General features: G+C 59.0%; 16 protein-coding genes and 2 pseudogenes. 8 read left to right on the forward strand and 10 right to left on the reverse strand.

Annotation, left to right across the window (positions count from 1 at the left end):
• The first annotated feature begins 72 nt into the window (after window positions 1-72).
• Genes purU through ACZ89R_RS04545 form a run of 6 tightly spaced genes read left to right on the forward strand, consistent with a single transcriptional unit; the run spans window position 73 to window position 6,871 of the window.
• On the forward strand, window positions 73-939 hold the full coding sequence (gene purU / locus ACZ89R_RS04520; protein ID WP_123366043.1) for a formyltetrahydrofolate deformylase: 867 nt from the start codon (window positions 73-75) through the stop codon (window positions 937-939).
• Window positions 936-1,841: a bifunctional methylenetetrahydrofolate dehydrogenase/methenyltetrahydrofolate cyclohydrolase FolD gene (gene folD / locus ACZ89R_RS04525; RefSeq protein WP_201062393.1), complete on the forward strand. Its 906-nt coding sequence runs from the start codon at window positions 936-938 to the stop codon at window positions 1,839-1,841. The genes purU and folD overlap by 4 nt, the downstream gene beginning before the upstream one ends.
• Entirely contained in the window at window positions 1,823-3,064 is a 1,242-nt protein-coding gene (locus ACZ89R_RS04530) for an FAD-dependent oxidoreductase (protein ID WP_429546555.1), read from the forward strand. Before folD ends, ACZ89R_RS04530 begins: the two co-directional genes overlap by 19 nt.
• Before the next feature lie 13 nt (window positions 3,065-3,077).
• Entirely contained in the window at window positions 3,078-3,377 is a 300-nt protein-coding gene (locus ACZ89R_RS04535; RefSeq protein ID WP_201062395.1) for a sarcosine oxidase subunit delta, read from the forward strand.
• The gene (locus ACZ89R_RS04540; protein ID WP_429546554.1) at window positions 3,374-6,271 is read left to right on the forward strand and encodes a 2Fe-2S iron-sulfur cluster-binding protein; all 2,898 of its coding nucleotides are present in this window, start codon (window positions 3,374-3,376) and stop codon (window positions 6,269-6,271) included. The genes ACZ89R_RS04535 and ACZ89R_RS04540 overlap by 4 nt, the downstream gene beginning before the upstream one ends.
• Before the next feature lie 3 nt (window positions 6,272-6,274).
• A complete protein-coding gene (locus ACZ89R_RS04545; RefSeq protein WP_429546553.1) occupies window positions 6,275-6,871 on the forward strand; it encodes a sarcosine oxidase subunit gamma in 597 nt (198 codons plus the stop codon).
• A 423-nt stretch (window positions 6,872-7,294) separates the two neighbouring features.
• Here the strand turns inward: ACZ89R_RS04545 and ACZ89R_RS04550 are convergent, their stop codons facing one another.
• From ACZ89R_RS04550 to ACZ89R_RS04565, 4 genes are all read right to left on the reverse strand, one after another.
• Window positions 7,295-7,489, reverse strand: a complete 195-nt coding sequence (locus ACZ89R_RS04550; protein ID WP_429546552.1) for a hypothetical protein — start codon at window positions 7,487-7,489, stop codon at window positions 7,295-7,297.
• A gap of 505 nt (window positions 7,490-7,994) precedes the next feature.
• Window positions 7,995-9,014 carry an alpha/beta hydrolase gene (locus tag ACZ89R_RS04555; protein ID WP_429546551.1) on the reverse strand — a complete coding sequence of 340 codons (1,020 nt, stop codon included), beginning with the start codon at window positions 9,012-9,014 and terminating at the stop codon, window positions 7,995-7,997.
• Between the two features lie 589 nt (window positions 9,015-9,603).
• Window positions 9,604-10,233 (reverse strand): YbhB/YbcL family Raf kinase inhibitor-like protein, encoded by a 630-nt coding sequence (locus tag ACZ89R_RS04560; protein ID WP_429546550.1) that lies wholly within the window; start codon window positions 10,231-10,233, stop codon window positions 9,604-9,606.
• A gap of 42 nt (window positions 10,234-10,275) precedes the next feature.
• The gene (locus ACZ89R_RS04565; RefSeq protein ID WP_429546549.1) at window positions 10,276-10,587 is read right to left on the reverse strand and encodes a putative quinol monooxygenase; all 312 of its coding nucleotides are present in this window, start codon (window positions 10,585-10,587) and stop codon (window positions 10,276-10,278) included.
• Window positions 10,588-10,695: 108 nt separating this feature from the next.
• Here ACZ89R_RS04565 and ACZ89R_RS04570 point away from each other — a divergent pair, with 108 nt between their 5' ends.
• Window positions 10,696-11,661, forward strand: coding sequence for a GlxA family transcriptional regulator (locus tag ACZ89R_RS04570; RefSeq protein ID WP_429546548.1), 966 nt, complete (start codon window positions 10,696-10,698; stop codon window positions 11,659-11,661).
• 287 nt (window positions 11,662-11,948) lie between these two features.
• Here the strand turns inward: ACZ89R_RS04570 and ACZ89R_RS04575 are convergent, their stop codons facing one another.
• A complete protein-coding gene (locus tag ACZ89R_RS04575; protein ID WP_429547907.1) occupies window positions 11,949-13,145 on the reverse strand; it encodes a reverse transcriptase domain-containing protein in 1,197 nt (398 codons plus the stop codon).
• A gap of 6 nt (window positions 13,146-13,151) precedes the next feature.
• Window positions 13,152-13,472 (reverse strand): hypothetical protein, encoded by a 321-nt coding sequence (locus ACZ89R_RS04580; RefSeq protein WP_429546547.1) that lies wholly within the window; start codon window positions 13,470-13,472, stop codon window positions 13,152-13,154.
• 443 nt (window positions 13,473-13,915) lie between these two features.
• Between ACZ89R_RS04580 and ACZ89R_RS04585 the strand changes: the two are divergent.
• Window positions 13,916-14,391 (forward strand): annotated as a pseudogene (locus tag ACZ89R_RS04585) (alpha/beta fold hydrolase); the annotation flags it as partial.
• A gap of 447 nt (window positions 14,392-14,838) precedes the next feature.
• Here ACZ89R_RS04585 and ACZ89R_RS04590 read toward each other — a convergent pair.
• The 4 genes and pseudogenes from ACZ89R_RS04590 to ACZ89R_RS04605 all read right to left on the reverse strand — a co-directional run.
• Window positions 14,839-16,641 (reverse strand): tyrosine-type recombinase/integrase, encoded by a 1,803-nt coding sequence (locus ACZ89R_RS04590; protein ID WP_429547906.1) that lies wholly within the window; start codon window positions 16,639-16,641, stop codon window positions 14,839-14,841.
• A 426-nt stretch (window positions 16,642-17,067) separates the two neighbouring features.
• Window positions 17,068-19,140, reverse strand: a complete 2,073-nt coding sequence (locus ACZ89R_RS04595) for a putative bifunctional diguanylate cyclase/phosphodiesterase (RefSeq protein WP_429546546.1) — start codon at window positions 19,138-19,140, stop codon at window positions 17,068-17,070.
• 148 nt (window positions 19,141-19,288) lie between these two features.
• Window positions 19,289-20,152: a methyl-accepting chemotaxis protein gene (locus ACZ89R_RS04600; protein ID WP_429547905.1), complete on the reverse strand. Its 864-nt coding sequence runs from the start codon at window positions 20,150-20,152 to the stop codon at window positions 19,289-19,291.
• Window positions 20,147-21,295 (reverse strand): annotated as a pseudogene (locus ACZ89R_RS04605) (HAMP domain-containing protein); the annotation flags it as partial. The pseudogene ACZ89R_RS04605 and the gene ACZ89R_RS04600, both read right to left, overlap by 6 nt.
• Between the last annotated feature and the right edge of the window lie 65 nt (window positions 21,296-21,360).

Below are 21,360 nucleotides of genomic sequence, written 5' to 3' on the forward strand. Positions count from 1 at the left end.
GGATGAGCCTGCTGTCCGCTGACACTTTTTTCGCTATGCGATGAGCTGCCGCCATCATCCCGAGGACGTGTCATGCAACACGAAAAAAACCATTTCATCATCAAGATCACCTGTCCCGCAGTGTCCGGCATCGTCGCTGCCGTCACCACCTACCTGGCGGACAACAGTTGCTACATCGGGGAGATGGCGCAATTCGACGACGACTTCAGCGGCCGTTTTTTCATGCGTGCGGTGTTCCGCTTCAACGACGGCCATCAGGGCGACATTCAACAGATCAAGGACGGCTTCGCCGACGTCGCCAAGGCGTTCGAGATGACCTGGGAATTGCACGACACCCGCGAGCCGATGCGTGTGCTGCTGATGGTCAGCAAGTTCGACCACTGCCTGACCGACCTGCTCTACCGCTACCACAAGGGCGAGATGGACATGACCATCACCGCCATCGTCTCCAACCACCTCGACCTGCGGCCCATGGCCGAACGCGAGGGCATTCGCTTCATCTACTTGCCGGTGACTAAGGAAACGAAGGCCCGGCAGGAAGCCGAGCTGATGAAGATCGTCGACGACACCGGCACCGAACTGGTGGTGTTGGCGCGCTACATGCAAATCCTCTCCGATGACCTGTGCAAGCAACTCTCGGGGCGGGCGATCAACATTCACCATTCGTTCTTGCCCGGCTTCAAAGGCGCCAAGCCTTATCACCAGGCCTACCAGCGTGGCGTGAAACTGATCGGCGCCACCGCCCATTACGTCACCAGCGACCTCGACGAGGGACCTATCATTGAGCAGGAAGTGCAGCGTGTCGATCACGTCTATCTGCCCGACGACCTAGTCGCCACCGGCCGTGACACCGAAACCGTGGCCCTGTCCAAGGCGGTCAAATACCACCTGGAGCACCGGGTTTTCCTCAACCAGGACAGAACGGTGATCTTCCGGTGAACGCGCACAAACTGATCGACGGCAAAGCCACCGCCGCCCGCGTCCTGGTGCAGGTCCGAGAGGACGTGGAGCACCTGCGCGAGCAAGACATTCAACCGGCACTGGCGGTGATCCTGGTGGGGAGCGACCCGGCCAGCCAGGTCTACGTGCGCAACAAGATCCTGCGCGCCGAAGAGGTGGGTATCCGCTCGCTGGAACATCGGCTGTCCACGGACACCAGCACTGAACAGTTACTCATCTTGATCGCCCGACTGAATGCCGATCGCTCGATCCACGGCATTCTTCTGCAGCTGCCGCTGCCTTCGCATATCGATGAATTACGGGCACTGGAGGCTATCGCACCGGACAAGGACGTAGATGGGTTCCACAGTCAGAACGTCGGCGGCCTCAGCCAGGGTCGCACGGTACTCGCGCCCTGCACCCCCAGTGGTTGTTTGTATTTGCTGGAACAAACCTGCGGCGATCTGCGCGGCAAGCATGCGGTGGTGATCGGCCGCTCGAATATCGTCGGCAAACCCATGGCAGCGTTGTTGCTGCAGGCCGACTGCTCGGTGACCGTCCTGCATTCGCGCAGCCCGGATCCGCAGGCCCTGTGCCGGCAGGCAGACATCGTCATCGCCGCCGTGGGTCGCCCAAGACTGATCGACGCCAGTTGGCTCAAGCCTGGCGCAGTGGTGATAGACGTCGGCATCAACCGCATCGAAGACGATGGCCGCAGCCGGCTGGTGGGCGACGTCAACTTCGACAGCGCCCTGCCCCACGTCGCGGCGATCACCCCGGTACCGGGTGGTGTCGGGCCGATGACCATCGCCTTTCTGATGAAGAACACCGTGACCGCAGCCCTTGCGCAACACCAGGCTCAACGCAGCCAATCGGAGGCCCTATGCCATTCAATCTATTGAAATACGGGCTGAGTTCGGAGTACCCGGTGGAAGTGGATTTGCCGCCACCGAAGGAACTCAAATCGAGCTATGACGTAGTGATCATCGGTGCCGGCGGCCATGGCCTGGCCACCGCTTACTACCTGGCCAAGTGCCACGGAATCACCAACATCGCGGTGCTGGAAAAGTCTTACCTGGGTGGCGGCAATACCGCGCGCAACACCGCGGTGATCCGTTCCAACTACCTGACCAGTGAAGGCGTACGTTTTTATGCCGAGTCGGTGCGGATGTTCCAGTCGCTGTCCAACGAATTCGATTTCAACATCATGTACTCCGAGCGCGGCCAGTTGACCCTGGCCCACACCGACGCCACGGTGCGTTCGTTCCGGCAGCGAGCCGAGGTCAACAAACACTTTGGTGGTCGTACCGAGATGATCGACCGCCAGCAGATCCGCGAACTGGTGCCCAGCCTCAACCTCGATCCCGGCCACTTGCCGGTGATCGCCGGGCTCTGGCACATCGACGGCGCCACCGCGCGCCACGACGCCGTGGCCTGGGGCTACGCCAAACAGGCGGCCAAGCGTGGTGTGGAAATCCATCAGCTCACCGAAGTCCAGGACTTGATCGTCGAGAACGGCGCCATCACCGCGGTCAAGACCAACCGCGGCACCATCAAGTGCGGTTGCGCGGTGCAGGCGATTGCCGGGCACAGTTCGTTGCTGATGGCCAAGGCCGGAATTCGTTCGCCGATCCAGACCTTCCCGTTGCAAGCGATGGTCACCCAGCCGTTCAAACCGTTTCTCGATCCGCTGGTGAGTTCCTCCGCCCTGCACTGTTACGTGCAGCAAACCAGTCGTGGCGAGGTGGTGTTTGGCGGCGGCTCCGATCCTTACCCATTGTTCAATACTCGTTCCACGCTCGATTTGAAGGAAAGCTTGCTGGCCCACGCCATCGAGATGTTCCCGTTCCTGGCCAACGCCAAGCTGATGCGCCAATGGGCCGGCATCACCGACATGACCCCGGACTACAGCCCGATCATGGGCCTGTCGCCGGTGAAGAATTACTACCTCGACGCCGGCTGGGGCACTTGGGGTTTCAAGGCCACGCCGATCTGCGGCAAGACCATGGCCGAGTTGGTCGCCAGCGGCGGCAAGGTGCCGGATCTGATCAAACCTTTCGGCCTCGAACGTTTCTCGACCTTCCAACAAGTCAACGAAATGGGCGCCACGGCGGCCAGTCACTGACGGAGAGCGGACTATGAAAATCATGAATTGCCCGCTCAACGGGCCGCGCAATATCAGCGAGTTCACTTATGGCGGCGAATTCAAGCCAATGCCTGACCCGGTCAGTTGCAGCGATGCCGAATGGGCCGACTACGTGTTCAACACCGACAACCTCGCCGGCGTGGTGCGCGAGTGGTGGATGCACACTCCATCCAGCTACTGGTTTCTGGCGGAGCGGCACACCGTAACCGACGAAATCCTGCGGACCTTCGATCCCAAAGAGCTGTTCACCGTCCGTGTCGACTTTAGCGCCGCCAAGGAGATCGCAGGATGAATCGCCTACCCGCCCCCATGGGCTTGCTGATCAACCGTGATCAACCACTGGATTTCAGCTTCGACGGCCAGCGCTACCAAGGCTTGCAAGGCGACAGTATCGCCAGCGCCCTGCTGGCCAACGGGCGTTACCTGATCTCCCGTTCGTTCAAATACCATCGCCCGCGTGGCCCGCTGACCATGGCCGGCCAGGACGCCAACAGCCTGGTGCAACTGCCCGAAGAACCGAACGTACTGGCCGATGCCCACACCTTGTCCGCCGGGTTGCAGGTGACGGCGCAGAACGTCAACGGCTCATTGGACAATGATCGTGACGCCTACCTGGGCAAGTTCTCCAAATTCATGCCGGTGGGTTTCTACTACCGTTCTTTCTACAAGCCCAAAGGCATGTGGAAAGTCTGGGAACCGATCATTCGCAAGAAGGCCGGCCTCGGTGTGCTCGACCTGAAGTTCCAGCCTGAGTACTACGACAAGGCCTACCTTTTCACCGACCTGGCAGTCATCGGCGCGGGTCCCGCCGGGCTCCATGCGGCGCTGACGGCAGCCAACGCGGGGGCGAAGGTGTTGCTCATCGAGCAACAACCGGTTCTCGGCGGTTCGCTAACCTATGCCCGCTTCGATATCGAAGGCAACAGGGCTGAAAACCTACGCCGCGAACTGCTCGCGGCGGTAGAGCAACACGCCAATATCCAGATCCTGACCGAAGCCAATTGCAACGCCTGGTTCACCGACAACTACCTGCCGGTGATTCAGGGCAAACGAATGTACAAGGTCCGCGCCCGCCAGTGCCTGGTGTGCAGCGGGGCCTTCGATCAACCGGTGATCTTTCGCAACAACGACCTGCCGGGCGTGATGCTGACCAGCGCCGCGCAACGACTGATGAAACTGTATGCGGTCAAACCCGGTAAACGCGCCGTGGTGCTGACAGGCAACGATGACGGTTACCTCGCCGCGCTGGATCTGCATGACCAGGGCGTGGAGGTCGTCGCTGTGGTGGACCTGCGCCATGGTCCTTCGGACGAATCCTTGCTGCGCGCACTGGCGCAACGCAAGATCTACCATCAGAGCAACAGCACCGTCTATGAAGCCCTGCACGAGAAAGGCATGCGCCATATCAACGGCGTCGACGTGCGCAAGATCACCGCACAAGGCCAGGTCGCCAATAGCGGGCAACACCTGGAGTGCGATTTACTGTGCATGTCCGCCGGTTACATGCCCGTCTATCAACTGCTGTGCCAGGCCGGCGGCAAACTGGCCTACGACGATCAGCGTGCCGAGTTCACTCTCAGCGGCCTGCCAAAGAATCTAAATGTCGCCGGCTCGGTCAACGGTCGTCACCAGCTGGATAACGTGATTGCCGATGGTGTGAATGCCGGTGCCGAAGCCGCCCTCGCGCTGGGTCTGACAGTCGGCACGCAACGCGCGCCATTCAGCGGTGAGGCTCGGGTCAACTTTAATTGGCCAATCTTCCCGCACCCCAAAGGCAAGGACTTCGTCGACTTCGACGAGGATTTGCAAGTAGCCGACATCGTCAACGCCACCCGCATCGGTTATCGCGACGTGCAACTGGTCAAGCGCTACTCCACCGTCGGCATGGGCCCGTCTCAGGGTCGTCACTCGGCGCTGCCGACCGCGCGGTTGGTGGCCTGGGCCACACAACGCAATATCAGTGAAACCGGCGTGACCACCGCGCGACCGCCGTTTGTTGCGGAGAAGCTGGCGCATGTTGCCGGGCGCGCGTTCGACCCGTACCGGCAAACGCCGATGCATGCCCGACACCTGCAAGCCGGGGCGAAGATGATGCCCGCCGGAATCTGGCAACGCCCGGCCTACTACGGCAACGCCAAGGATCGCGAACGCTGCATGCAAGCCGAAGCCTTGCACGTGCGCAACAAGGTCGGCCTCATCGACGTCTCGACCCTCGGCGGCCTGGACGTGCGCGGCCCGGACGCCGCCGAGCTGCTTAACCGGATGTACACCTTTGCCTTCCTCAAACAGCCGATCGGCCGTTCTCGCTATGCGCTGATGACCAATGAGCATGGTGTGGTGATCGACGACGGTGTCTGTGCGAGGTTTGCCGAGAACCATTTCTACGTCACCGCCACCACCAGCGGCGTCGACCGGATCTATCAGCAGATGCTCAAGTGGAATGCACAATGGCGCCTGGACGTGGACGTCGCCAACGTCACCGCAGCCATCTGCGCGGTCAACGTCGCCGGGCCAGACTCGCGCAAAGTGCTTGAGAAAGTCTGCAGTGATCTCGATCTGAGCGCCGAAGCCTTCCCTTATCTGGGCGTCCGTCAAGGCACCGTGGCCGGCATCAAGGCACGGCTGTTGCGAGTCGGCTTTGTCGGCGAGCTGGGTTATGAAATCCACGTCTCGGCACGTCATGGACTCAAGCTTTGGGATGCGCTGATTGAGGCTGGCAAAGTACACGACATCCGTCCCTTTGGCGTCGAAACCCAGCGCCTGCTGCGCCTGGAAAAAGGCCACGTGATCATCAGCCAGGACACCGACGGCATGACCCACCCGGCAGAAATCGACATGGGTTGGGCGGTCAGTCGCACCAAGCCGTTCTTCGTCGGCCGCCGCTCGGTGGACATCCTCGAAGCCCAGCCACTGAAACGCAAACTGGTGGGTTTCAGCCTGCCCAAAGGCAGCCTGCAACCGCTGGAAGGCCATCTGGTGCTTAACGGCCCGGACATCAGCGGCAACGTCACCTCCTGCGAGTATTCCGCCTCCCTGGGCAAGATCATCGGCCTGGCCTACGCCGGCATCGACCAGAGTGCGCCGGGCCAACAGATTCCGATCCGCGTCGAGGGCGGGATCGTGGTCCAGGCCGAGGTGGTGCAGTTGCCCTTCTTCGATCCCGACAACCAACGCCAGGAGCTTTGAGTCATGACCAGTCTGAGAGAACAACACAGCATCGCCCGGCAAGCCCTGGCACCGATGCCGGGGTGCCGCCTGGCGGACCTGACTGACTTGCCGCGAGTCGGTTTCCGCGGCGCCCACAGTGCCGAGTACCTGCGCAGCCGCGGCTTCGTCCTGCCGGATGCGCCCAACCGTGCGGTGATTCAAGCCGATGGCAGTCAGGTGGCGCGGCTGTCGCAGACCGAATACCTGCTGCTGGGCAGTCCCGAGGATCAGGGCCAACGAATGGCGGATGAAGAGGCCCGTTGGGAACTCGACCATCAAGCCAACTATCTGCTGCCTCGGCAGGACAGCCATGCCTGTTTTCAGTTGACGGGGGATCATCTGAGCGAAGTGTTGGCCAAGCTCTGCGGGGTTGATCTGAGCCCGCAGACGTTCGGCCCGGGATCGGTGGCCCAGACGTCGGCGGCACGCATCAACGTGATCGTCATCAATTCCGACACCGTGCAGCAGGCGAGCTTGCACATCCTCTGCGACCGGGCATCACAGGAGTATTTTCGGGGGGCGTTGGAGGATGCAATGCAGGAGTATTCAGGTCTGGCTACGGCTGTGACAGCGCGCTGACTCTGCCGCCCTACTGCTCATGCATGCTGAGACGAAATTCCGTTCCAAACATGCATGGGCAGATGCCGACAGTGATGACAATGCCGCTTGCAAATGTCACGCACAAAAAAACGCCACTCATTGCAGACCGTGTGAAAACGCGGTCTGCCAAGATCAAAAACAAATGCCCCGACTTGTCGGGGCATTTGTTTTTCTGAAATCGGAAAAATAAAGGGCCTCTCAGCCCATCAGCGCTATCAACTTTTGTGCTCCCAGCACCTTGATCGTAAGCGTCTGGGCAACACACCTTCCTGACCCCAACACCAAAGGCGATGGTGTCCACCTAAAGTGGACACCATTTCTAGCCTTTTAAGCGGGTCTTTCCATGCAGCCACAACGCCGTTCCTACGGGGTTATCCAGCAGCATGTCGACGCCAGGCATGCTCAACGGCACGCCCAGCGGTCGCCCACTGCGGCCAGCCCGCGAGGGCCGAGGAAAGATTGCAGGAACGCGGCCCACAACGGAATGAACGCCATCACCGCCCAGGCCCTGGAGGCTGGGAAAAATTGGGTGCATGGCGACGACGAACAACCGGCAATCGCGCTCGCCTCGCGCAACAAACCCCGGCCGCGGAGCATTTCGCCGCCAAAGGTTAGGGGCTGTTACCGTCCCAGCGCAAGCAGTATTGCGGCGCAAAAACTCGCCAGGTTAGGCCGCTGGGACACGATCGAGCGAGGTGGTTGTCGTTGCGACAATAGCAAGTAACCAAGCTGCCTGCAGGATGTGCCGCGATTCAGTTTGCAGGATCGAAATATCGTCCAGCACCGTCTCGATGCCATCGACCCCTTGATCGGATCTTTGGACAATCCTATGTCGCTCAGAAGAGATTGACGGGAAGTCGTTTTGGATCGAAGTGGATGGTCGCGGCCCGCCGATATTCTTGCTGCTACTGACGGAGCCGCAGGCATCAAGCCGTAGCGGTACGTTGATGTCGCGCGAGCAAGTGCTGCAGGGGCTGAACGCGATGACGGACGGTGTGCCGGAGCCACCCGACAAGGAAGTGTGGCCCCCTCGCTCTGGTTCGCGCTCAGTACACCGCGCCTGCGTCGCGGGAACGGCTCCCTCCGTTCCCGCGAGCAGCCTTCAGCGCAGACGCGCCTTGAGTTCCTCACTCGCCTGATGCACCGCGGCGCGCGTGGCGGACAAGCCGGTCAACGCATTGATCGCCCCGAAGTCGTGGATCATGCCGTTGTAGCGGGTGACAACCACCTCGACCCCGGCAGCATCGAGCTTACGGGCATAGGCTTCGGCTTCATCACGCAACACGTCCATTTCTGCGGTCTGCACCAGGGCCGGCGGCAGCCCCTTCAACTGCTCTGGTGTGGCCTGCAACGGCGAGGCGTAGATCTCCTGGCGCTGCTTGGCGTCGGTGGTGTAGGCACTCCAGAACCACTTCATCATGTCCTTGGTGAGGAAGTGGCCGGTCGCAAACTCGTCGTACGAGGCGTTCTCGAAGTTCGCGTTGGTGACGGGCCAGAAAAGCACCTGCGCACGCAGGGCCGGGCTGCCCTTCGCTTTGGCCATCAGCGCGACCACCGCCGCCATGTTGCCGCCGACACTGTTGCCCGCGACGGCCAGGCGCTTGCCGTCCACGTTGATCTGCGCGCCGTTCTCGGCGACCCACTTCGTGGCCGCATAGGCCTCGTTGATCGCCACCGGGTAGCGCACCTCGGGCGACAGTGTGTAGTTGACGAATACAGCCGCTGCGCCGGAGTCGGCGACCAAGTCGCGCACGAAGCGCTCGTTGGTCGGAAAATCCCCGAGGATCCAGCCTCCCCCGTGAAAGAACATGAAGCCCGGCAGTACACCCTTGGCGCCGGCTGGACGCACGATGGTGAGTTTCAGCGGCTTGCCGTCGACGGTGATCGTCTTCTCGCTGATGTCGGCAGGCGCCAGCTTCGCGCCGGCCTGCGCGGCCGCCAGCACTGCTCGCGCATCGGCGGGTGCGAGCGTCTCGAGGGGCTGGCCGCCGGCCTTGGCCACAGCCTCCAGGAAGGCTTGCGTGTTGCGTTCGACGCCAGGGCTGCCGGTGCCGGCAGCCAGTGCGACGGTGGCCGTGGCCACGGTGACGGCGCTGGCGATGATGGTTCGGATGAGTTTCATAGTGAGGCCTTTGTGAGCGATGGATGGGAAAAAGGTTTCGGCCGAGCGTCAGGGCGCCCATCGATGTTGTTGCGGATCGCGTTCGATTACGGGGGAGCGGGATGAGGGCGTTCGATGTCGGTGCCGTTAGCAATCGTGACGATGCCCGCCATGGCACACACGCTCACATCCGCCGGTATCTAAAGCCTGTCGCGCGCGGCCATGAACTTCATGGCCCCAGGAAACAGGCGTTGTAGTCGCTGGCGAACAGTTGCTCGGGATTCGTGCCCGGGTGGCCAGCGCCCCCTGCTCGCGCAGCATGGTCAGGCAGATCGACCGGCCGCCCTACCGGTGACGGTGGCATGGTAAGAACTTTCTCAATGCGCATGTATGTCCTCTCGGGCCTGATACGCGGCTTTGCTTGGGTGGGAGCCCTGGTGCACGACGTCGGGGGCTTTTCAGGGCCAGCGATTTCAACAAGGCTTCCATGGCAGAGATGAATACTCCATGAAAGGGATCTTTTCGCTTGGCCCAAAAGCGCACAGTGTCTTCGTGCCGTCGAGTTCGATCCAAGGCCCCATAGGGCAGAATGCGCTCCGATGTCGACGCTTTATCGCCCGTACTTCGCGGTGAACGAGACCTTCCCGAGCATCTTGTCGCCCAGGCCCTTGTTCAGCACAAAGCCGTGCAAGCCCGCGGTTCCGGTCTTCGGAATGCCAGCGGCCGCATCGATGTCCGCCACGGCCAGTGCGTACACCGTAAACACATATCGATGAGCCTTCTCGCCTTCCGGCGGGCACGGGCCACCATAGTTGCCGTTGCCGCCCGTGGCCCCGGTGTCGAGGAAATCGTTGGTACCTCCATAGGCGCCGGCCGGAAGACTCGCAGCGCCGTTGCCCGCGCCACTGGCCAACTGCGTGACCGAGGCCGGAATATTGTAGACAGTCCAGTGCCAGAAGCCGCTTCCCGTGGGGGCGTCCGGATCGTAAACCTGCACCACGAACGACTTGGTGCCCGCCGGGGCGTTCTTCCACTCCAGCGCGGGAGAGACGTTTTGGCCCGAGCATCCGAAGCCGTTCAGGACGAACTTATTGTCAATCTTGCTGCCGGGGGCGATGTCTGGGCTGGAGAGCGTGAACCTCTCGGCTTCCTGGGCGACGACCGGCATGGAGGCAACGCAGACAAGACCGGCGGCAAAGGTCGCGAAAAATGACAAGCGGGTGGACACATTCAGGCGCATAATTTTCTCTTTCTTGCTAAAGGGGGAAAACCAGTTGATTAGTCAGGCTGGCGCCGATTCGTTCTTCAGTCCGAGGACTTGAATCGATTCGATCGTGGGCGTCGTCGCGAACAAGTCCTCCGCCTTGGCATTCAGAGCCTGGGCTATAGGGCCACTCAAATGGTTGTTTCGCCCCTCTTCGTCGTGGAACGCATCGAAGATGCCGAAGGTCGTGGGGGAAAGTTGCAGTGCAAACCAAATTGGGGTTGACTGCTCGTTGAGTGCCATGGCCAGGCCGGCCTGCAGGAACTCTGCAACTTCGGCCTCCTTACCTGCCTTGGCTTCGAGACGCGCGAAAAGTGCAAACTGAATCATGTTGGGAGACTCCTTCGGTTGATGTCGAACATCCGACAGCGACCAATATAGGTTTCCCTCGACTCTCAAGGCATTGCCGCAAATGACAATATTGATATCATTTACGCCATGAAGCTCGTAGTGCTCGCTATTGATGGCATCTTTGACACCGGCTTGGCCGCAGTTCTGGATACGCTCGCTACTGCTAACGAGCTGGCGGAACTGCAGGAGATGCCATCACCACGGTTCGACTTCCACATAGTTGGAGTGCGCAAGAGGGTTCGCACATCTCTAGGCTTGCGCGTTCCAGTGGAGGACATTTCATGTGTCAGGCAACCTGACTGGGTTGTGGTTCCGGCACTTGGCACCAAGATGGCCGGCCCCTTGCAAGAAGCGCTCGGGCGGCGGGAGGCACAAGACGCAGCGGAGCAGTTGCGGCGTTGGCACTCTGGCGGTGCTCGTATCGGCGCGGCGTGTATCGGAACATTCTTGCTTGCCGAATCCGGATTGCTCGATGGGCACGATGCTACGACTGCATGGTGGCTGGGCCCCCTTTTTCGTCAGCGCTATCCTGAAGTGCGGCTGGACGAAACTCGGATGCTAGCACCGTCCGGTGACCTAATCACCGCGGGTGCAGCGATGGGGCACTTGGAATTGGCGTTATGGCTGGTCGGGCAAGCCAGCCCAGCATTGGCCGACATGACTGCGCGATACCTTCTTGTAGACACTCGTCCTTCGCAGGCTCCATACATGATCCCGGTGCACCTAGCGCAAGCTGATCCGCTAGTGCAACGATTCGAGCGCTGGGTCCGCGATCGGTTGCATGAAGGATTCTCGCTCGACACCGCGGCAGAGGCGATGCACACCAGCAAGAGGACGCTACAACGGCGCATCGAAGCCGTATTGGGCAAGTCACCGCTGTCGTACGTTCAGGACCTGCGCGTGGAACGCGCCGTGCACCTATTGCGCACCAGCCAACAGGACATTGAGACGATCGCGGCTGAAGTGGGCTACTCGGACGGCGTGACCCTTCGTACGTTGTTGCGCAGGAGGCTCGGACGAGGCGTGCGGGACTTGCGGCAATCGAAGGGGTGAGAACTACACTGGCAACGGTTTTTTACACAGTCTCGGCCGCTTTCTGCCTGTCGTCACCGCTCGCTTTTTGAATCAGGCGTAACACCGACCAAGAATCGTCTTAGCGGTCTTCGCGAAAGACGATTGCTCTGCTCGGAAACACGGTGAACCCGCGGTTCCTATTGTTTATAGGTACAGCCAGCCTTGGGCCGTGCGTAGTTGAGTAAGAGGCAGGGCGTAGTCGAGCTATTTCCCTGCCTCTCCTCACCGAACCGGACGTGCACCTTACAATGCATCCGGCTCTCCGCTTAAACGCTGGCGAACGCCACAGCCACTTCAGTGAAGCGCGAGGTCCATGTGTTCCTGGGTTCCGACCTCAGGTAGGGATTACCTTCGGGCAGGCGCCACCGGAACAGCTTCTTGCCTTGCCCAACTAACCGATACAATGTTTCACCACTGAGCTTGCCGTTGTTAGTCTTGCCAAATAAAACCCAGGTCTTACTTTGGCAAGGCTTAGGTGCTTTGCACCATTGGCGCATCAGGGACTTGATATGGAAACGGTATTTGTGAGCCAGCCAATGGGCCAGTTTCCAGAACACGACACGGTCGATATAACTGAATACTTTGGCTTTGAAGTCAACGAATTGATAAAACGTCGCCCAGCCTTTCAGTTTTCGGTTGATCGATTCAACCATATCGATTTTGCTTTCACTGTAGTTACCTGATAGCAGTGCCGTCAGTGATACTGCAAAGCTTCTGGCTTTGTCTCGCGGTATCGTCGTTACCACGCGCATATCGCCGTAGCGGCTACGCTTGCGGATAATCCGATGGCCCAGAAAGACAAAGCCGTCGTTCACATGAGTGATTTTGGTCTTCTCCATGTTCACCCTTAGTTTCAGGCTGTCTTCGAGCACACTCCGGCATTCTTCTCTGATGGCTTGCGCCTGTGCTTTAGTGCCTTTGACAATGATCACAAAGTCATCGGCGTATCGGCAGTAAGCAACAGCTGGCTTCCATTGCCAGTTCTCTCTGATCGCTGTGCTTCGACCAATCTGAATGCTATGGTTCCAGTACCATCGATCTTTTCGGGCCTTCGGGTTTAGGTAATGTTCATGCAGGTACTGATCGAATTCATTGAGCATAATATTCGACAGTAGCGGCGATATAACTCCACCCTGCGGCACTCCTTCACTGGCAGCCCGGAAGAGTCCGATATCGATATGCCCAGCCTTGATTGTTTTCCACAGCAGCTCCATGAAACGAGTGTCTCTGATTCTGCGGCGTACGGCTTTCATCAGCAGGCGATGATGCACGGTATCGAAGTAGCTGGATAAGTCACCCTCAATAACCCAGCGGCCCCTCGTTTCTGTATTGTCTGTGAGTTGGAGCTTCACAGTACGAATTGCATGGTGGACACTGCGTTCAGGCCGAAAACCATACGAGAGCGTGTGAAACTTACTCTCCCAAATGGGATCCATGGCCATCAGCATAGCCCGTTGAACAATACGATTTCACAGAGTGGGGATACCGAGTGGTCGTTGCTTGCCATTGGCCTTGGGGATGTAAATCCGTCTGGCCGGCAGGGGCTGGTAGTTACCTGAGAGAAGATCTTCCCTGAGCTTTTGCAATACATCCGCCAGTCTGGCTTGCAGCATTGCTTTGTCCACTCCATCAACGCCAGGCGTACGGGCACCTTTTGATGACAGGGTGATTCGCGCTGCCTCTGCCAGCCAGTCCGGCTGTGCTATCAGGCGCAGCAACCGATCGACCCGTTGGGGCGGATCTGTTGCTGCCCATGTGGCCAGCTTGCGTTGCATTTCGCTGATTATCAAAGGTCTTCACCTCGTTAGGGCAGTTAATTCGCTTGGCAAACACATTTAAACTGCTCCCCTTCGCCATGTAATGGGCTTTCCCCATCTCGGACTACTACGGAAGCTCCGCCAGTCAATGCGGCATCGGGGCCATGCCCCCTTGGCATCCGTCATTGACCTTCCCCGGTTTACCTATCTGGACTCGAGCATGTTGAGGAGGCTGCCCATCGCACTCTTTATCCTTGCTTGCCGCAAGTTTACAGAAGGCAGCAGTCCAATCTGTGATGGATTCTGCTGTCCCAGAGCTCTGCATACATATCAACGCTCCTTCGATCGGCAGCGCATGCGCCAGATATCCATAGGTTCAGCATATGGGTGGCTTACTGGATTAGGAATTTACAGAAGGATTGGCCCGATCCAGAGTAAGGCGACCGTACAGCCCACCTGCCTTAGGAGTGAAAGACGTGCCCACTCAGCAAGAATTCTCCCGCGTCCTTGTGCCGCTGAGCGTCGATGGCGTCGACCTCACAGTCGCGGCCCTGCATCGCGGCGGTGACAAGGCACCCATCGTCTTCCTGCACGGCTTCGGCTCGACCAAGGAGGACTATGCCGACATCGTGCGCTATGCCGCCTACAACGGGCACCCGTTCCTCGCTTACGATGCCCCGGCTGTGGTGAAACCAGCTGCTCAGACCTCGCGCGCATCGGCGTTCCATTGCTGGTGAACACCGCCCTGGCGCTGCTGGAGCACTTCGACATCCAGCACTTTCATCTGGTCGGCCATTCCATGGGTGGCCTGACCGCGCTGATGCTGGCCCACCAGCATCCTGAGCGGGTACTTAGCTTCGTCGTTATCGAAGGCAATATCGCTCCGGAAGACTGCTTTCTCAGCCGGCAGATCCACGATTACGCCCGAGAAGATGCCGAGCATTTCTTCGCTACACCTAAAATATCCGTGGGAGTAAATGTGGGAGTAATTTCACAGGCATGAAAAAGCCGAACTGGTGAGTGTTCGGCTAAGTCATTGAATTATATGGTCGGGACGGAGTGATTCGAACACTCTATCCCTAGCACCCCATACATGGGGTAGCTGGATACTCAAAATTTATCCGTCAGCCATGCTTGCCGGGCGAATAAAAAACCCGGCACGAGGCCGGGTTACCCACCATCTCCAAGACGCAGCCCCCAAATGAGAGGGATGGAGAGCTGACAAGAGAGTGCGGGGGCGAGATATTGCCAAATGGTGTCATTCTGCGCAATAGAAGCCTCTCTCCGACCCTCTCCAACATTTCATGTGACTTGTGAATTTCACGGATCCAGAAGTAGCCCGTGCCAGATGCACTTAAGCAAGCGGCGACATCCGTTGTCACCGCTCGAAGACAGCACCTCAGCTTGAGCCCAAGGCAGTGCAAACGATCCGTGCAGTCACGTCGAAATTCTCCAGAGTGAGTACATCGATTGGCGAACGACCTTTTAGTCGTTCATGAGGTTTACAAAGAGCGCGATAAAGCCTCCATGCATCCGCATCCGGAGACCGCATCAGCACCGCGAGAACCAATTTGTACCGCAATGGATCAAGCTGCCAATCGGGAATGCGCTGACCGCGATTCCCCAGGCTCAGGGATAGCAGGCGCCGAGCCTTGATATCGCGATTGATCTGATCACGGGATTTGCCGGCCAGTCTGGCGAAAACCAGCAGCGGCAAGTTACTCGAAGCCTCAAACGTGGCCAACATTTCGGCGCGTTCACGCTGGATGTCAGACATGTGAGAGTTGTGAGCTTTTTCAGTCCGTATCGGAGCGGGCATGACAGGCGATCGGCTGGAACCGATATGGGCATTCTCGCGACTGTCCCGCATCGTCGCTGGGGCGGCCGCCGGTGGAAAGCTGCTGCTGTACAGAACGGCATTTCCCTTCGCGTTTTCCAGTAATGGCAGCGAAGCTGCGCCCTCCAAACGAATAGTCAGCGGAGAGCTTGCTGCTTTCGGTTTCCCCTGCCCCCAAAGGTCCAATCTGTTCGCCCAATCCTGCATCATGGTCCGACGCTGCTCGACATATTCCGCGTGGTTGTAGGCCGCACTCACCTTGTCCGGATCGGCATGAGAAAGCTGCGCGTCTACCCATACCTTGGGGTAGCCAATCTCGTTAAGCGCCGTCGAAATCGTCGCCCTCATTCCATGACCGGTCAGTTGGTCGGCATACCCCATTCGACGCAGCGCTCCATTCAAGGTGTTCTCGCTAATGCGTTTGCTTAAGTCACTCCGATGCGCAAACAAGTAACGCTGCGCGGGGACAACTTGGCTCAGCATCTGGCGCACTATTTCAAGCGCCTGGACCGACAATGGCACGATGTAAGGCGGTATGTTTGATATCTGTTTCCCCGCCTTGCGCATCCCCATCTGAAGCTGCTTCACCACTTCCGGCGGGATAATCCACAATCGCTGCTCCAGATCAAACTGGCCGGGTGTCGCCAAGCGCAGCTCGCCTGTACGCCCCCCCGTTAGCAGCAGCAAGCGAAGACCAAGACGCGTTTGGTTTGCACCACCGTAACCTCGAAGCGCTGCCAGCAATGCAGGCAGCTCGTCCATACGAAGAAAGGGGTTGTGTGCGACAGGGGGTCTGGGAAGCGCTACCACATCAAGGTCCGATGCGGGATTCTGGTCAAGCCCCTCCACCTTCACCAGGGCGTATCGGAACAGTTGCTTGAACCAGGTCCGACATTTTTCCGCTGTCGTTAACGCCTTGCGTTGTTCGATTCCGCTCAGTAGGTGCATCAAGTCGTGGCGATTGATGTCGTAGATGGACCGCTGGCCGAGCGTTGGCAGGACGTCTTTTTTGAAGATTCTCAAGATCTGCGAGAGGGTGCTCTGGCGTCCCTCCTTCAGGATTAGCCTGCGGAACGCGACCCATTGATCAAACACCGCCTCAAAGGTGTGCTCTGCCGCATTACGCACAGAGCGACGTTGCTGTTTACGATGCTCATAAGGATTGATGCCTTGAGCAACCAAGGCACGCGCCTCATCACGGCGTCCACGCGCTTCTTTGAGACTGATCTGCGGGTAACTGCCCAGAGACATTCGCTTCTGCTTGCCTGCCCAGTAGTACCTGAAATACCAGATCTTTCCCCCACGGGCCGTCACATTGAGTGCAAGCCCATCCGTGTCGCCGAGGGAGTAATCGTTGCCGGTAATTCTGGCTTGCCGAGCTCCTGATCAGAGTCAGGGCCAGATGCTCATCTCGCTATCCAAGCCGCTCCAGCAACAAACCGATTCAGTGCGCGTCCGAATTCAAGACTCTCATTCAGGACTCAATTCAGGACTTAAAAACACTGGATGATGCTGGATTTCAGTGGTTCCCGCCGGAACGAAAAAAGGACCCGAAGGTCCTGATTTCAATCACTTACAGAATTCAGTGGAATTCTGCAGCGCAATATTTGGAGCGGGAAACGAGACTCGCATCTGGCGTCCGACCCATTGAAATCTAAGGGGTTTCTTTTCTTAACGGAGTAGGAAAAGACTTGATTCTGGACTTGTTTTTGGGGTGTATCAAGGGCCAAGAGGGCGTGATTCCGAGCAAAGCTATTCCATCAGCGAGCCTACCTTGCCCAAACCAAAGAATCATTGATTGTCAACCTTGGCCCTCAACAGGTCCTCGAACGCCAACTGCGGCATGGGCTTACCATATAACCAACCCTGTGCGCTCTGACATCCATAGCGCTGCAAGAACGCTTGTTGAGAGGCTGCTTCGACACCTTCGGCAACCAGGGTCAACCGTAGGCTATGAGCCATGGAGATGATCGCCTTGACCAACTCGGCGCTATCGCGATTATGTTCGATGTCGTTGATAAAGGATCGGTCGATCTTGAGCGTTTCGATGGGCAGGCGACTCAAGTAGCTGAGCGCCGAATAGCCCGTGCCAAAATCATCGATTGCAATGGTTAACCCCAACGCATTCAGTTGCTCCAGTGTCTCGCGTACGGCGACATTGTTATCCAGAAGTAGACCTTCGGTGATTTCCAGCTCCAGCCAGCCCGGCTCGCAGGCGGTATCCCGCAGGATCGTACAAACCGACGTGAGCAAGTCGTTCATCTGGAATTGTCGCGGGGATAGATTGACCGCGATTCTCAGCGGCGGACAACGATTACCGCGGTTCCACTCGACAACGCGGCGGCAGGCACTTTCCAACACCCATTCACCGATGCCAACAATTAATCCGGTTTCCTCGGCAATGGGAATGAAGGTGTCCGGGGCGATCAGCCCATGTTGCGGATGTTGCCAGCGCAACAAGGCTTCGGCACCAATCACACGGCCACTGATCAGATCGATCTGCGGCTGGTAATGCAACACCAACTCACCATTGCGCTGCGCATGGCGCAAGCTGCTCGCCAGCGCCAGCCGCTCGGTGGTTTTTTGGGTCATGCTCGGCGAGTAGAGCTGCACATTGTTACGCCCGTGAGTCTTGGCGCTGTACATGGCCGAGTCGGCGAACTGCACCAATTCATCGATGCTCTCGACGCCCGCCGTACCCTGGGCGATACCGAGGCTGCCCGAGACAAAAATTTCCCTGCCCTGGATCTGATAAACGCCCGTGATGGACTTCAGAATTTTGCGCCCCTTGTCCTCCAGCTCAGGGACAGTTTCGAGCGGCGTAGACAGGATCAGAGCGAATTCGTCGCCGCCCAGGCGGGCCACGTCATCGCGACCACACACTGAGCGTCGCAGGCGCCTGGCGGCTTCGCACAGCAGCTCATCACCGGCACCATGGCCCAAGGTATCATTGACCACCTTGAAGTTGTCGAGATCGAGAATCGCGACCGCGACCTGACGCCCGTTGCGCCCCGCTTTCAACAAGGCTTCTTGCAAGCACTCCTTGAATCGTTCGCGGTTGGGCAGACCTGTCAATGCGTCGTAGAACGCCAGTACATGCAGCCGTTGCTGATAGTTTTTCAGCTCGCTGACGTCCTGGGCTGTCCCGAACATCAGCAAAGGCACGCCACCGGCGTCGTATTCGATGGTCAGGCAGGTCTGCAAGTGCAGCTCCCGATCCCCTACCGCCATGCAATATTCCAGCGCCAGAAATACGCTGTGCTTCGAGAAGGCGTGGTACACGCTCTCCAGAACACGGGCACGGTCCTTGAGTATGAGCATGTCCAGGAGTTCTTGCTGGGTCGGCGCCCAATGCCGCGGTTTATCGAGCATGCGACAGAGTTCCGCGGACAGCTGCAAGCTACCTCGCCGAAAATCCTGCTGCCAATGACCGAAGCGGGCCAGGGCCTCGGCCTGTTCGAGTCGCCGCTCGGCGGCCTTGAACCTTGAGATGTCCCGGCCCACGGCCAGGACACTGACTACCGCGCCGCAAGCATCTCTCTCCGGCACGATGCGAATATGGCTGGCGATCAGCGCGCCGTCCGCGCCGGACCAGGTCAGCTCGTACTCGTCGGGCTGGCCGCTGTGCAAAACCCCGAATAATTTAGCCTCATAGGCGAGCATCTCGGGCGTTTGCCGGTCATGGCTGGGGCTCTTGCCGAGCAGCGTCACGGCAGGTACCCCGGCCATATATGCGAACGCCGGGTTGAGGTAGGTCCGTAGGCCATTGTGGTCGTATCGCGCAATGGTATCCGGGGTGTTTTCGACCAGAGTGCGCAGCGTCTGCTCGTCGCCTGGCAATTGCCATTCTGGATGATCAGTCATCGGCGGACAGCTTGGAACGAGTGGAAGGAATCGTTTGTTGCATGGTTTTCATGACCTTTGGCATTCGGTGATCGACGATCATCACCTTGAACGGCTTCATGCCCGTCTGCCCGCGGGTGGGTCCGCTGGGATTATGTGACGCGACCTTTCAGACGACGAAATGCTTGACCACGGCGTTGAGCTCGTCCGCGAGTGTCGCAAGCTCCCGACTTGAAGCGTGGGTCTGGTTCGCCGCACTTGACGTCTGTGCCGAGACATCCCGAATGTCGAGCAGATTGCTGTCCACCTCCCGTGCGACATGGGACTGTTCCTGGGTCGAGCTGGCAATGCTCACGTTGCGCTCGTTGATTTGACCGATGGCGACTGCAATCGCGCCGAGGGCGGCGCCCGCCTGACGAGTCATTACCAGCGTGTCGCGGGTCCTGCCATTGCTTTCGTGCATGGCGCCGAGGGCGTCCTGGCTGCCCTTGCGCACCGCCCCGATGATGTTTTCAATCTGCCGCGTCGACTCCTGGGTCCGCTGTGCCAACGCCCGCACTTCATCCGCGACCACGGCGAAGCCGCGTCCGCTTTCACCAGCCCTCGCGGCTTCGATCGCCGCGTTCAGGGCCAACATGTTGGTTTGCTCGGCGATACCTCGAATGACATCCAGTACGGAGGCAATGCCACCTATCTGCCCATCCAGCACCTGGAGGGCGTCGGTGGTGTGTTCGATGTCACCGGTCAGCGATGCCATGGCATCGACTGCCCGACCGACACTCTCCTGTCCCTCGCGCGAGCTTTGGTCAGCTGATTGGGCCGCCTCGGAAGCCGAGACGGCATTGCGCGCCACCTCCTCGATTGCCACGGTCAGTTCAGTGACGGCGGTCACGGCTTGATCCAGCTCGTTGTTCTGTCGCGTCAGGCCCCGGCTGGCATCATCGGATACCGAGTTCAGTTCGCCGGCCGTCGAAGTAAGACGTCCGGCGCAACCCACGATGTGCTGGACGGTGCTGCGCAATCCTTGCTGCATCTGATTCAAAGCAGCCAGCAAGCGTGCCGGTTCATCCGCGCCGGGAGAGTCGATCGGATGGCTCAGGTCTCCTGCGGTGATGCGCTCCGCGGCCGTCAAGGCGGCGGTCAGCTGCCGCAAAAGCCGAAGCACCATGAATGTCGCCAGCGCAGCCCCGGCCAACAACATCACCAACAGACCGCCGGACATCAGCATGATGTCGTTTCGGGCGCTGTCACGTCGGGCCTCAAGCGCTTGCGCGAGTGCATCCAACGCCGGCCGGTTGAAGGCAAACAACGCGTCGATGGTCCGCGTGTAGGTCGCCAGATAGTCGGCGACCGGATAGTTGAGCTCATTGGCCGAAATCAATTGAGTGTCGGTCAGCTTGAGGGCTTGCTCGACCTGCGGCCCCAGTGTCGCCAAAGGACCAGCGAGTAATAGGCTGAATGACGGGCTGGCACCATTGACCTTGGTGAAAGCTCTTGTCAGCTTGCCGAAGCTGTTCGCTGCCTGGGTCGTCAAGCTGGTGAGGGTGGCACGTTGTTCAGATTGGATTTGCCCTTGCGAGAGCAGCAGCGCCCCCGTCGCGCTCAATTGCCCGAGCAGTTCGCTGGTCTGTGGCAGCTCGACCAAAGCGCCGGTGATCAGGTAATAGGTTTCGAAAATCGGATCCAGCGACAGCTCGAAGTGGTCGAGCAGCGAGTCCTCCAGTTGGAGACAGGCCGCGACCAACTGTCCATGCAACGCCTGGCTATGAGCACCATTGACCGTACCTTGTGAAATCTGGCCAGCCACTTCACGCCATTGCCGGTGAGCCTTGTGAAGGGCATCCAGAATGCCAGAAGGCACTTGAGATTCGCTCAATTCACGCTCGGTCAAATCGAAGGCTTGTTCAACTTCGGCCTGTTTTTTCTGCCTCGTTTCAGTCAATGCCCGGCTACCGCCCAGCACCGCGGATGAAAGACTGCTGTGCTGTTGCGTCAGCTGAATCAGGTGCAACAGTTCCTGCACCGGTTGCATGCCGCTAGATTCTTGCACGGCCTGGCGACTCTGGCCCATGGCGCCAAGGACGAATAACGACGTAGGCGCGGCGATCAGCGCCAGGCACAACACCGCCAACAATGAAAACTTGCCGGGCAAAGACAATCGATCGAGCATATTCATGAAGGGGCTCTCGGAGGTAAAGAGAAATCAGGTACCCAAGCCATGGGTCTAACGTCGTGTCGGCA

The sequence above is a fragment of the Pseudomonas sp. TE3728 genome (genome assembly GCF_056279145.1).